The following is a 13,538-nucleotide window of genomic DNA, read 5'->3' on the forward strand; positions in this document are numbered from 1 at the left end:
TTACTTCGACTCCTTCTCTTTGTAGATTTCATATTGCTCTTGTAAGTTTGAAGGCATAGTTTCGTACATGATTTCCATTAAATCTGTAACTTTTTGTTTTGGATAATCGTCAGCCTTCTTAATAGCTTGTTTGATATCTTCTTTAGCTTGCTCGATTACTTTGTTTTCTTCTTCTTCATTCCAGATGCCTTTAGCTTCTAAGAATTTACGGAAGCGAACAAGTGGATCTTTCTTTTCCCACTCAGTGTCAAGCTCAGCTGTACGATAACGAGTTGGATCGTCACCAGCCATTGTATGTGGACCATAACGGTAAGTTAATGTTTCAATTAAAGTTGGACCTTCACCGTTTACTGCACGCTCACGAGCTTCGCTTACTGCAACGTATACTGCTAGTGCATCCATACCGTCTACTTGAACGCCTGGGATACCAACAGCCGCTGCTTTTTGAGCGATTGTACGTGCTGCAGATTGCTTTTCAACTGGTGTTGAAATTGCAAAGCGGTTGTTTTGTACAACAAAGATTGCTGGAGCTTTGAATGCACCTGCGAAGTTCATACCTTCGTAGAAGTCACCTTGTGAAGCTCCGCCGTCACCTGTATAAGTGATCGCTACTGCTTTTTTACCGCGCTTTTTAAGACCTAGTGCCACGCCAGCAGTTTGCACGATTTGTGCACCGATGATGATTTGTGGAGAAAGTACATCTACACCTTCTGGCGCTTGGTTACCGTGGAAATGACCACGAGAGAATAAGAACGCTTGATATAGTGGAAGACCATGCCAAATTAACTGAGGCACATCACGGTACCCAGGTAAAATGAAGTCTTCTTTTTCTAATGCGAAATGTGAAGCGATTTGAGAAGCTTCTTGCCCAGCAGTTGGTGCATAGAAACCTAAACGACCTTGACGGTTCAATGAAATTGAACGTTGATCAAGAATACGAGTGTATACCATGCGAGTCATTAACTCTTTTAATTTTTCGTCAGATAAATCTGGCAACGCTGATTTATTTACTACTTCGCCCTCTTCATTAAGAATTTGGAACGTTTGGTACTGCTCAGCGATTTTATCAAGTTGCTTTGATACATCAATAATAGCCTTTTTAGTTTTAGCAGCCATCTAAGTCACCTCTTCCTTTCATTTAAGCCGTATAAATTCATTTTACTAATCAAACAAACATACACGCTTTTAGAATGTCCCAAATGGACAAGTAAAAGTCATATTTTGTCGAGTAGCTTTTTGAATTCGCTAATCCTTAACATTTCTATGTATTCCCCAGCGAATTCTGTGCAAACATTTACGTAAAAGGAAAGTTTAAGCGAAACGAGCGTTTCGTTAAACTGTATTAATTATTTTGCAAAAATGATTAATACAACACTTACTACGCTACCTAGTTTACAATACACTAAAACAGTTCGTCAATGCATTTACATCAAGAAATTACGCTTTTTTAGTTTGTGAAATAAAACACATAAAAAAGACACGCTGTACTATTACACAGATACAAACTGTATTATATGTTTTATAATAACCTTCTCTTTTTTTACGTCTGCACATCTCCTATCTTGCCACAAATAAACGATTTTTTAAAACAATAACCTTTTGTAATTTTTACTTGAATCGTGTCGAAACTCTTTCTTTATTTCAGAAAACCTTCCTTTTCAGCCAAAAAAAAAGACCTGTAAACTTCACAGGCCTTCTTATTTATCCTCGCTATTTTTCACCTTTAACTTCGTTTTGTTATAAAAATCTTCTTTGGCTTTGTTATAGTCAGCTGTTAGTGTGTTAAACGTTTCTTTTTTCTTTTCAACTTCTTTATAAGTAGCATTGATCGAAGCGATTTGTGTTTCAAGATTCTCTAATTTCACATTGTCTTTTTCAAAGAGCGTATATAGCTGACGATCTAATTCAATGGAATGAAGATAGGCATCATGTAAGGACTGGTAGGCCTTATAACGCTTCTTCATTAACGAAGATAGTTCAAGCGCCTCTTCTTTTGCTTTGCCGTCCTCTAGCTTTTGGATCTTTGGCTCTGTCGCTTCAAACTGTTTTTGCGAAGCGCTGATGCTTTTTTCTTCTTTTTGTAATTTATTTTCACGCTCATCTAATAACTGCTGCGCTTTTTGTGCTTTATTTTTTATTTTCTTTTTATCTTTAATCCCTAGCTCAATAATTTGGTCGTATATCGCATTTTCTTGCTGTTCTAAATCAGCTAACGGTTTTTGCTGATCAGCAAATTGCTTTTCTTGTGCTACCACTTTTTCTAATCCATTATATACCTCAAGTTCAGGCGATGAGCCCTCTGCACAGCCTGCTAGTGACATAGCAGCAATGCCAATAACTATATATCTTCCGACGCATTTCATATTTGGTAAATCCTCCCTTATTCATGGGTCATTATACAATTTTTGTAGGAAATTAGCAATTTATCTACACCCTTTTTCCACCTTTTAATATATTATACTAACCCAATCGTGAAAAAAAGGGAGTTTATTACTTTTTACCTTGGGATTGATAACTACGGGAGGTTACATTATGTTGGGTTATGGTGGATATGGCTGCGGCGGTTCTAATAAAGGTTTCGTGTTATTAATCGTACTGTTCATTTTATTAGTTATTATCGGCTGCAGCTGTGGCGGCTGGTAATTATACAATAAAAGCGGCTAACTGCCGCTTTTATTTTTTCTTATGCATGTTTTTCCAAATGTTTGATACATATAATTAGTAGAAACATTTATGTGGTCAAGGTCGAGGTAATGACTTTTTTATACGGATTTGGTACACTTTATACCTATAAAATAGCCTAGGGAGATGTGAAAGTTGATTACAATGAACGATATTATCCAAGACGGACACCCAACGCTGCGAGAAGTAGCAAAAGAAGTACCGTTACCTGCTTCTGAAGAAGACAAAAAGATTTTACATAACTTATTAGAATATGTGAAAAACAGCCAAGACCCTGAAATTGCTGCTAAATATGGACTGCGATCTGGTATCGGACTTGCCGCTCCTCAAATTAATGTATCAAAACGAATGATTGGGGTACACGTTACGGATGAAAAAGGCAAGCTATACAGCTATGCATTATTTAACCCTAAGATCATTAGCCACTCAGTTGAAAAGACATACCTTACAGGCGGTGAAGGCTGCTTGTCTGTCGATCAAGATATCCCAGGATTTGTTCCTCGATATGCACGCATCACAGTAAAAGGCACAACGCTTGAAGGCGAAGAAGTGAAAATTCGTTTGAAAGGCCTTCCTGCTGTCGTATTTCAGCACGAGATTGATCATTTAGACGGAATTATGTTTTATGATTACATTAATAAAGAACATCCATTTCAAGAACCTGAAAATGCTTTTCCATATGAACGCTAAAAAACGCGAGCTAGAGCTCGCGTTTTTTCTTATTTTAACAATCCTACTAGCTCTAATCCGTGGAGAATACCACCTTCTGCTACATCTTTTGTAACAAGATCAGCCACTTCTTTCACGACTTCTTCCGCATTTCCCATCGCTACGCCATTTCCGACAAACTCAAGCATTTCGATATCGTTTAAGCCGTCTCCGAATGCATATACATCTTTTTTATCAAAGCCAAGCTTTTCAATCATGGTCTCAATTCCTCGCGCTTTTGATCCACCTTTTGGGAGAACATCAGTTGAAAATTCATGCCAGCGAATAAAGTCAAATTTCTTAAATTTTTCTTCATAAGGAGCTTCTTCTCCCGCTGTACAGAATAAGAGGGATTGATAAATTTCACGCCCTTTGAAATAAGCAGGATCGTGGTGAGGGTGGGTAAATCCAATTTTCAGCGTGCTGATGCTGGATTCGATATAATCATGAAATTCAATGTTTGATTTCATATCTTCATGATCCATGTATACGACAGGATGATCATGCTCAACAGCAAAAGCCGTTAAATCCTGAAGCTCTTCTTTATTTAACGGGTTTTTGTAAAGAACTTCTCCATTTAAGACAATGTACTGACCATTAAAGCTAATATATGTTTGAATATCCAACTCTTCACGCAGATCTTTAAACATAAAAGGAGCCCTTCCAGTTGCAATTGCCACTTCATGCCCCTGCTCTTTTAACAGCTGGACAGCTTTTTTTGTAGAAGCAGGCAGTTTTTTATCATGATCCAATAACGTTCCATCAATATCAAAAAAAATAATCTTTCGTTCCACGTTTATCACCTTATTTTTTATAATTTTTTATCTCTTTGTTAGGCATTTCCAATTATACCAAACAAGCACTGATTTCTCTATAAATGGACGTTCCTATTTACATTTTTTCCATATTTAACCACGAGAAACCTCTCCCTTTTCATCATATAATAAAAGTACAGAGAGAGACAGGCAGGTATCGCAAAAAAACAAAGGAGCTGAAAAATCATGTTAAAAGATTTTCGAAAAAGGCTGCTAAAACGCTGGAATGAATTATTGCGTAAAAAAACGATGGCATAATCGATTTTTTTAGGGCTTTCTGTTGTAAAATTTGCAGAGTGTGTGTCTGCATCGTACAATGGAATAGCCCTTATTTTTTATACGCCCGGAAAATATAGTCTTGTATCCGTTTCCTATTAATATTATTCTATAATTAATTGACTTGTTATATTTAGATGACTAAAATGTAGTGAAAGCAAGTTTCTTTAGAAAATACATGAAATACATACACATTTTATAATATAATAAAATAAGTTATTTGAATTTCGGAATTAAGGAGAGATTTTTGTTATGATTTTTAAAGTTTATTTTCAAGAAAAAATGAGTGAAGTAGCTGTACGTGAAAATACAAAAACAGTGTATGTGAACGCAGATTCTGAGCGTGACGTTCGTAAAAAGTTAAAAGCACGTTCAATTAATATTGAGTTTGTTCAAGCAGTGACTGGAGACTATCTAGAATATGAACAACAGCATGAAGATTTTAAAGTATTGGAGATATGATGAAAATGAAATTTGTAAAAAATAATCAAACGGCAGTTTTCGCCCTGGGTGGACTAGGCGAAATCGGTAAAAATACGTATGCCGTACAGTTTCAAGATGAAATTATTCTTATCGATGCAGGAATTAAATTCCCTGAAGATGAGCTTTTAGGAATTGACTACGTTATTCCTGACTACAGTTATTTGGTAAAAAATGCAGATAAAATCCGTGGCCTTTTCGTTACACATGGTCATGAAGATCACATCGGCGGAATTCCTTACTTATTAAGAGAATTAAACATTCCTATTTATGCAGGGAAATTAGCCCTTGGACTTCTTCGCAACAAATTAGACGAGCATGGGTTGCTTCGTACAGCTCAGCTTCATGAAATTACTGAAGATGACGTAATTAAATTCCGTAAAACATCGGTAACGTTCTTCCGCACAACTCACAGTATTCCTGATTCTTACGGAATTGTGGTAAAAACACCAAACGGACAAATCGTACATACAGGAGATTTCAAGTTTGATTTTACACCAGTGGGCGAACCGGCTAACTTAACAAAAATGGCTGAAATCGGTAAAGAAGGCGTTCTATGCTTGCTTTCAGACAGTACAAACAGTGAAATTCCTAACTTTACGATGTCTGAGCGCCGCGTAGGTGACAGCATTCATGACATTTTCCGTAAAGTAGACGGCCGTATTATTTTTGCAACGTTTGCTTCAAATATTCACCGCTTACAGCAAGTAGTGGAAGCAGCCGTATTGCATAACCGCAAAGTTGCTGTATTCGGACGCAGTATGGAAGCAGCTATTGAGATTGGCCAACAGCTTGGATATATTTCATGTCCAAAAGATACGTTCATTGAGCCTTCTCAAATTAACCGAATTCCAGCTAACCGCGTGACTATTTTATGTACAGGCAGCCAAGGTGAACCGATGGCAGCGCTATCTAGAATTGCAAATGGTACTCACCGCCAAATTCAAATTATCCCTGGAGATACGGTTGTATTCTCATCTTCACCTATTCCAGGAAATACAGTAAGTGTTAGCAAAACAATTGATATGCTATTCCGTGCAGGAGCAGAGGTTATTCACGGTGCTCTAAACGATATTCATACTTCTGGACACGGCGGACAGGAAGAGCAAAAATTAATGCTTCGTTTGATGAAACCAAAATACTTTATGCCAATTCACGGTGAGTATCGCATGCAGAAGATGCACATCAAACTTGCAACAGACTGTGGAGTTCCTGAAGAAAACTGCTTCATTATGGATAATGGAGAGGTGCTAGCTTTAAGCGACAGTGAAGCTTCAGTAGCTGGAAAAATCCCTTCAGGCTCTGTATATATTGACGGAAGCGGAATTGGTGACATTGGAAATATCGTACTTCGTGACCGCCGTATTTTATCTGAAGAAGGACTTGTTATTGTCGTTGTAAGCATCAATATGAAAGACTTCAAGATCGCTGCTGGTCCAGACATTATCTCTCGTGGTTTTGTTTATATGCGCGAATCTGGCGACTTAATTAATGATGCACAGTCCCTCATTACAAAACACTTGAACAAAGTGATGGAACGTCGTACGTCACAATGGTCTGAGATTAAAAATGAAATCACAGACACATTGGCTCCATTCCTTTACGAAAAAACAAAGCGCCGTCCAATGATTTTACCAATCATTATGGAGGTTTAATAAAAGAAAAAGAGCAGATGCAATTGCATCTGCTCTTTTTTATTAGGAACTGGCAAATTTATTTTCGAAGCGGTTGATATCTGCGTCTGCTCCAATAACAATCAACACGTCTCCTTCTTGTATCGTTTCGGACGCCTGAGGAGAAACGATGATATCTCGATCACGCTTAATGGCTACAATGTTAATACCATATTTCGCACGAATGTCTAACTCAATCAGCGTATTGCCAGCCATTCTTTTGCTTGCTACTAATTCGACAATGCTGTGTTCTTCAGATAGCTCCAAATAATCCAGCACGCTGTTTGAAATCATGTTATTGGCAATTCTTCGTCCCATATCTCGTTCGGGATGCACGATAAAATTGGCGCCAATTTTTGATAATACTTTGGCATGATAATCATTTTGCGCTTTTACCGTTATTTTTTCAACCCCCAGCTCTTTTAGTATAAGGGTCGTCAAAATACTTGCCTGAATATTGTCGCCAATAGCTACGATAACGTGATCAAAATTACGAATTCCTAAACTTTTTAGAACCCCTTCATCCATTGAATCGCCTACTACTGCATGCGAAGCAACGTTAGCATACTCATTTACCTTTTCTTCATCAATGTCAATCGCCAGAACTTCCATTCCTTGATCGCTTAATGTTTTACAAATACTTCCACCAAATCTACCTAATCCGATGACTGCAAATTCTTTTTTCATTTGAATTCCTCCATTATGTACAGGAAAAAATCTGAACTACCGTTATTTTACCACAATTCTTTTGTATCAACCTCATTTTCCCGTTAACAACGCTTATATGTCTTTACTATTTCTCATAGAAAAACAGAAGGATCAGCTCCTTCTGTTTTTTAAGCTGTAGCATGGGTTTGAACAAGGTAATAATATACGCCTTTTTGCTGCATAAGTTCCCCGTGATTGCCTGTTTCAATAATGCTTCCGTGATCTAACACAATGATGTTATCTGCTTCTCTTATAGTCGATAGCCGATGAGCAATCATGATGGCCGTTCTGTTATTTAACAGCGTTTTAAGCGCTTGTTGAATCTTCACTTCTGTTTCTGTATCGATGCTTGCTGTCGCTTCATCTAAAATGATAATACGAGGATCAGCCAACAGCGTTCGAGCAAATGAAATCAATTGACGCTCTCCCACCGATAAGACGTTTCCTCGCTCTTCTACTTCCGTATCATAGCCTTTTTTCAGACGCTTTATAAAATCTGCAGCCCCTACCGCTTCTGCGGCCTTAATTACTTCATCATCGGTAGCATCCGGTTTTCCAAACCGAATATTCTCCGTGATGGTTCCTGAAAAAATAAAGGTTTCTTGCAGCACAATACTAATTTGTGCTCGTAAACTCGCTAACGTAATATCTTGAATAGGCATATTATCAATTAAAATCTGCCCTTCGTTCACATCATAAAAACGTGTGATTAAATTAGCAATGGACGTTTTTCCAGATCCAGTATGCCCCACTAAAGCAACCGTCTGTCCTTCTTTTATTTCAATTGATACGTTGTTTAGAGCTTTCCGCTTCCCATCATAAGAAAATGAGACGTGCTTGAACTCAACTTTCCCCTTCATATTCTCTAAAGACGTAGCGGTTTCCAAATCTGCGACGAGAGGTTTTTCATCTAGAAATTCAAAAATGCGCTCGGATGAAGCCATTCCCATTAATAATTGATTGTACACTTGCCCTAAACGAGAAATCGGTTCCCAAAACATCCCCAGATAAAAAGCAAATGATACAAAAATACCAATTGTTAGCCGCTCATCTTGAATAAGTGCAGCACCGAACCAAATTAAAATGGCCGTTCCGACAGCATTTGTGAATTCTACAAACGGTCGAAACATGGCATTTTTTCGAGTAGCTTGCCTCCAGCTCTCGTAATTTTCACTGTTTATGCGATCAAAAAACAGCATATTTTCTTGTTCTTGAGCAAATGACTGAGTAACGCGAATGCCTTGAATACTCTCATTTAAATGTGAATTTAATACTGACTGCTTCATACGAACAACTTGCCATGACCGGCGGATTCTTCTTCTCAGCTTTGTAGAAATCAAGAACATAATCGGTAAAATGACTAAAACAGCACATGTCAAAGCAGGACTGAGAGAAAATAATATAACCACAATTCCCACTAACAATAAGAGGTCCATAAACAGGTTAACTACCCCGTTGGTAAATAAATCTTGAAGAGAGTTAATATCATTCATAATCCTTACAAGAATAGAGCCTCCTGAACGCGTATCAAAAAACCGATGCGACAGCCCTTGAACATGCGTAAATAAATGTTTTCTTAAATCATATATCACGTGCTGCCCGAGTTGATTCATCCATTTAATCCGAAAGACATTCGCAATATAAGATAGGATATACAAGCTAAAAATGATGAAAACTAACTGCATGAGCAGCGTGCTATTCTTATTTTTTACAGCATGATCAAGCGTATAGACACCTATCAAAATAGGAATAGCGAGTCTAATGACCGTCGTGATAATGACCATAAGAAACGAGAAAGGAAGCAAGTTTTTTCGATATGGATGAAGATAACGAAACAAGCGGGCCATTTGCTTCCAGTTAAACGTCTTATCAATGATTTGATCTGTTTGATAATAAAAGCGCTCTCGCACAACTTTATTTTTTTCGCCTGCCATTCTATTCCTCCCTTGTTATACGTTCATCACCGACGTACTGCTTTCATATTGAATGTCGTAAATGTTTTTATAAATCCCTTGCTTTTGAATGAGCGTTTCATGGCTTCCTCTCTCTTTTATACGACCTTCATGTAAGACCAAGATTTCATCGGCATGTCGCAAAGAAGAAAGGCGGTGCGCGATAATAAACGTCGTACGATTTTTCATCACTTCTTTTAAAGCCAATTGAATTTCTCTTTCTGTTTTCATATCAACGGCACTCGTGGCATCATCTAATACTAGAATACTAGGATTTAAGATAAGCGCTCGTGCAATCGCAATACGCTGCTTTTGCCCGCCTGATAACCCCAGTCCTCTCTCTCCCAGCATCGTATCATATCCATCTGGAAGCTCCATAATAAAATCATGCGCCTGCGCTCGTTTTGCAGCATCAATAATGTCTTCTCTAGAAATACCCGGCACGCCATAAGAGATGTTGGTTCCTATGCTGCTTGAGAACAAAAACGTTTCTTGAAGTACAAAGCTAATTTCTTTCCGAAGAACAGAGAGCGGATACTCTTTAATCGGACGATGGTTAACTAAGATCTGTCCTGAAGTCGGTTCATAAAACCTCGTGAGCAGCTGTGTTAAGCTTGTTTTGCCGGCTCCAGTTGCACCGATTAAACCTACTACTTTCCCTTTAGAAGCAGAAAACGATATGTTCTCAAGCGATTTTTTATCCTCGTTTGGATAGGATAAGCTAACATGCTGAAACTCGACCGTTCCATTAATAGAGAAACTTCCGGCATGCTCATGGACTTTTTCTTCTTCTTCTAAAATTTCTAGCAGCCTTTCACCTGAAGCTTTAGACTGTGAAAACATATTGATAACAAACCCTAGATTCATAATAGGCCACATTAAATAAGAGGTTAAGCTAAAGAAAGCAACAAGCTCTCCAGGACGTACGCTTCCGTTCATAACAAGCGCTCCTCCGTAAGCAAGGAGACCAACAATAGATAAATTCCCTATAAACTCCATTAAGGGGAAATAAGTTGCCCACACATTCGCTGTTTCAATGTTTCGATTTTTATAAACTCCGTTGGAATCGTTAAATTTAGAGGTTTGAAATTTTTCTCTTGATAATGATTTGACCGTCTGTATGCCGCTTATATTTTCTTGAACATTTGTATTAAGTTCTCCAAACGATTGGCGAATTAAGCGAAACGCTGGATGAACGCGTTTATCAAAACGATAAACAGCTACCCCCAAAAAAGGCAGCAGGCAGATTGTGACAAGAGTGAGTGAAATAGAGTAATAGAACATAACGGAAAAGCTGGCAGTAAGTAAAATGACGAAGCGAATTAATTCTGAGAAGCCAAAAGATAGAAAAAAACGAAATCCTTCTACATCAGCTGTCAACCTGGACATCAAGTCCCCTGTTTTAGCATTGTCATAATAAGAAAACGGTAAATACTGAAGTTTGCGGTAAAGTTTATTGCGAAGAGTATACACGGACTTAATTCCAAATAAGTCGCCGTAATATTGCTGAATATATGTAAAGATTCCTTTGATGATCATCAGTCCAATAAAAATAAATGCTACATTATCGACTAGCTGATATTGTTTTCCTAACACGATATGATCAATCGTATATTGCAGCACAATAGGGTAAATCACAGTGATGGAGGTTACAAATAACAAGCAAATAGCAGAATAAAAAAAGTACATTCGGTACGGCAAATAAAAATCTTTTAGTTTTTTAAACGTTCCCATATACCCCGTCCTTTCCCTTAGTTAAGATGTGGCACACATATTTAAATATATCGGTTCCCGAAATAAATTACCATAATTTTTAGATATTTTTTCAAAAAAAAGGTAAATAGTCATAAAAAAGAGGTTGGGATATAGCTAAATGAATTCCATCTAAAGACGAAACTATTCACCCAAACAAAAAAACGAACCACTAATCAAACATATTGATCAATGGTTCGTTTTTCACTTCGTCTAAAATACTTTTGTCCCAGCTTCTTTTTTTATTGTTTTTCCACTGCATGTCCGCCGAACTCATTGCGAAGAGCGGCAACTACTTTACCTGTAAACGTATCATCTTCAAGTGAGCGATAGCGCATCATTAAAGATAAAGCAATAACTGGCGTTGGCACTTGTAAATCTAAAGCTGATTCAACCGTCCATTTCCCTTCACCGGAAGAATGCATAACTCCTTTAATACTGTCAAGTTTTGCATCTTTTGAAAATGCACGTTCCATTAATTCGATTAACCATGAGCGAATAACAGAGCCATTGTTCCATACGCGGGCTACAGCTTCGTAGTCATAGTCAAATTCACTTTTCTCTAACACATCAAAACCTTCAGCAATTGCTTGCATCATGCCGTACTCAATTCCGTTATGAACCATTTTCAAGAAGTGACCGCTTCCTGCTGCACCTGAATAGAGATAGCCGTTTTCTACGTTGATGTCGCGGAAAATAGGTTCGATTGTAGCAAATGCTTCTTTATCTCCGCCAATCATCATACAAGCGCCGTTTCGGGCACCTTCCATTCCGCCGCTCGTTCCAACATCGAAGTAGTGAATTCCTTTTTCAGCAGAAGCTGCAGCACGTCGTACGGAATCTTTATACTTAGAATTACCGCCTTCGATAATCATATCTCCTTCTTCAAGTAATTCTTGAAGCTCAGAAATTACTTTTTCTGTGAGCTCTCCGGCTGGAACCATTACCCAAGCAATGCGTGGTTTTTCTAATTTGCTTACTAATTCTTGAATGGAAGAAGCTCCTTCTGCTCCCTTTTCTGATACTTTCTGTACTGCTTCGTTGTTCACATCGAATGCTACCACAGAATGATTATGATCTAGTAAATTCAATACTAAGTTTGCTCCCATTTTTCCTAAGCCAATCATACCTAATTTCATATGTAAATTACCTCCAATAGTAAGTTTCGTATCATGTTGTTAGTGTTAGTATGGTGTAAACTCACAAGAAAAAATCCACATTTTTATATTTCCTTTATCAGTTACTTCCTACACACAAAAAAGAAAAACATTCGATGCAAGTTCTACTAAGCATCGAATGCTTTTCACCTGTTACAACTGCCTGTATTTATTCGTTCTCGCCTAATACACGATTCACGCGCTTTTCAAGCATTTTCATACCGCTTCCGCCAGCTTGGAAGTGGCGTAGCTGACCTGTTTTGTCAAATACATAATATGCAGGTACATATTGATTTTCAAATGCATCCGTTAATTTATGTTCACTGTCTACAAAAATTGGCTGCGTAATATCATGTTCTGCTGCTACTTCTTTAATTTTTGTTAAGTCCAAATCATCTTCAGAGCGCGGCATATGAACGGCTACTACGTTTAGTTGTTCTTTGTATTGGTCGCGAAATTCATTTACTTGAGGCATTGCTTCTTTACATAGATGACAGCTTACTGACCAAAAATGAATAAGCGTTGGCTTTTCGCCAATTAGCTGCTCTTTTGTAACCTCTCCGTTTAACCATTCTGTAGCGCCCGTTAACTCAGGCATTGGCTGACGTAATTTCATGAATAAAAGCCTCCCTTATTTTCACTATTATTAACTAAATGTTCTTTATTATCCGATGAAAAAAAGGCCTAACGTGGACGTTAGACCTTTTAAACGTTGTGCTTACGCGTTTAAAGTAGCTTGACCTGGTTTCCAGTTAGCTGGGCAAAGTCCGCCAGTTTGTAACGCTTGAAGAACACGTAAAGTTTCATCAACGTCACGGCCAATATTGTTGTGGTTTACAACTGAATATTGTAATTCGCCTTCTGGGCTGATGATGAATAAACCGCGAAGTGCTACACCTTCTTCTTCAATTAAAACGCCGTACTCACGAGAAACAACGTGATTTGTATCAGCTGCTAATGGATATTTAAGATCACCTAAACCATTATCTTTACGATCAGTGTTGATCCAAGCTAAGTGTGTATGGATTGTGTCTGTAGAAACACCGATTACTTCTGCGTCAAGATCTTCAAACTCATCATAACGGTCAGAAAGTGCAGTGATTTCTGTTGGACATACAAATGTAAAGTCCATTGGATAGAAGAATAATACTGTCCATTTGTCATTTTTAATATTTTCTTCTAAGCTAACTTTACCGAATTCTTTGTTTGATAATACAGCTTCCATTTCAAAGCGTGGAGCTTGTTTACCTACCATACGTTCTGGCATACATGATCCCTCCAAATAATTATTAAATGAGAAAATGTATAAAACATTCTCACTTATGTACTGTTATA

General features: G+C 37.8%; 13 protein-coding genes. 4 read left to right on the top strand and 9 right to left on the bottom strand.

The genetic code is table 11. From position 1 onward, the window contains the following. Together pdhA and ACH6EI_RS17820 are read right to left on the bottom strand one after the other, a co-directional pair. The gene (gene pdhA, locus ACH6EI_RS17815) at positions 1–1,116 is read right to left on the bottom strand and encodes a pyruvate dehydrogenase (acetyl-transferring) E1 component subunit alpha (protein ID WP_013056054.1); all 1,116 of its coding nucleotides are present in this window, start codon (positions 1,114–1,116) and stop codon (positions 1–3) included. Positions 1,117–1,697: 581 nt separating this feature from the next. Continuing rightward, positions 1,698–2,363 (bottom strand): YkyA family protein, encoded by a 666-nt coding sequence (locus ACH6EI_RS17820; protein ID WP_028407940.1) that lies wholly within the window; start codon positions 2,361–2,363, stop codon positions 1,698–1,700. A gap of 169 nt (positions 2,364–2,532) precedes the next feature. Here ACH6EI_RS17820 and ACH6EI_RS17825 point away from each other — a divergent pair, with 169 nt between their 5' ends. Together ACH6EI_RS17825 and def are read left to right on the top strand one after the other, a co-directional pair. Continuing rightward, the gene (locus ACH6EI_RS17825) at positions 2,533–2,643 is read left to right on the top strand and encodes a YjcZ family sporulation protein (RefSeq protein WP_016763434.1); all 111 of its coding nucleotides are present in this window, start codon (positions 2,533–2,535) and stop codon (positions 2,641–2,643) included. Between the two features lie 174 nt (positions 2,644–2,817). Next, positions 2,818–3,372, top strand: coding sequence for a peptide deformylase (gene def / locus ACH6EI_RS17830; RefSeq protein WP_397377734.1), 555 nt, complete (start codon positions 2,818–2,820; stop codon positions 3,370–3,372). A 29-nt stretch (positions 3,373–3,401) separates the two neighbouring features. On the opposite strand, the gene ACH6EI_RS17835 is transcribed toward def, so the two are convergent. Then, entirely contained in the window at positions 3,402–4,184 is a 783-nt protein-coding gene (locus ACH6EI_RS17835; protein ID WP_033578407.1) for a Cof-type HAD-IIB family hydrolase, read from the bottom strand. Between the two features lie 549 nt (positions 4,185–4,733). Here ACH6EI_RS17835 and ACH6EI_RS17840 point away from each other — a divergent pair. Continuing rightward, positions 4,734–4,943 (top strand): DNA-dependent RNA polymerase subunit epsilon, encoded by a 210-nt coding sequence (locus ACH6EI_RS17840; RefSeq protein WP_013056049.1) that lies wholly within the window; start codon positions 4,734–4,736, stop codon positions 4,941–4,943. A gap of 5 nt (positions 4,944–4,948) precedes the next feature. Beyond that, positions 4,949–6,616: a ribonuclease J1 gene (gene rnjA / locus ACH6EI_RS17845; RefSeq protein ID WP_013056048.1), complete on the top strand. Its 1,668-nt coding sequence runs from the start codon at positions 4,949–4,951 to the stop codon at positions 6,614–6,616. A 42-nt stretch (positions 6,617–6,658) separates the two neighbouring features. Here the strand turns inward: rnjA and ACH6EI_RS17850 are convergent, their stop codons facing one another. The 6 genes from ACH6EI_RS17850 to ACH6EI_RS17875 form a co-directional block, all read right to left on the bottom strand. Then, a complete protein-coding gene (locus ACH6EI_RS17850; RefSeq protein ID WP_028414113.1) occupies positions 6,659–7,321 on the bottom strand; it encodes a potassium channel family protein in 663 nt (220 codons plus the stop codon). A gap of 149 nt (positions 7,322–7,470) precedes the next feature. Beyond that, positions 7,471–9,276: an ABC transporter ATP-binding protein gene (locus ACH6EI_RS17855; protein ID WP_099000134.1), complete on the bottom strand. Its 1,806-nt coding sequence runs from the start codon at positions 9,274–9,276 to the stop codon at positions 7,471–7,473. Between the two features lie 15 nt (positions 9,277–9,291). After that, entirely contained in the window at positions 9,292–11,028 is a 1,737-nt protein-coding gene (locus tag ACH6EI_RS17860; RefSeq protein WP_033578405.1) for an ABC transporter ATP-binding protein, read from the bottom strand. 260 nt (positions 11,029–11,288) lie between these two features. Beyond that, positions 11,289–12,185 (bottom strand): phosphogluconate dehydrogenase (NAD(+)-dependent, decarboxylating), encoded by an 897-nt coding sequence (gnd, locus tag ACH6EI_RS17865; RefSeq protein WP_025749395.1) that lies wholly within the window; start codon positions 12,183–12,185, stop codon positions 11,289–11,291. Positions 12,186–12,372: 187 nt separating this feature from the next. Beyond that, on the bottom strand, positions 12,373–12,819 hold the full coding sequence (locus ACH6EI_RS17870; RefSeq protein WP_028414116.1) for a TlpA family protein disulfide reductase: 447 nt from the start codon (positions 12,817–12,819) through the stop codon (positions 12,373–12,375). A gap of 102 nt (positions 12,820–12,921) precedes the next feature. Beyond that, positions 12,922–13,470 carry a peroxiredoxin gene (locus ACH6EI_RS17875; RefSeq protein WP_014461006.1) on the bottom strand — a complete coding sequence of 183 codons (549 nt, stop codon included), beginning with the start codon at positions 13,468–13,470 and terminating at the stop codon, positions 12,922–12,924. Positions 13,471–13,538 lie beyond the last annotated feature (68 nt).

Source organism: Priestia sp. JSM ZJ58 (assembly GCF_044383985.1).
In the GTDB taxonomy this organism is placed as follows: domain Bacteria; phylum Bacillota; class Bacilli; order Bacillales; family Bacillaceae_H; genus Priestia; species Priestia zanthoxyli.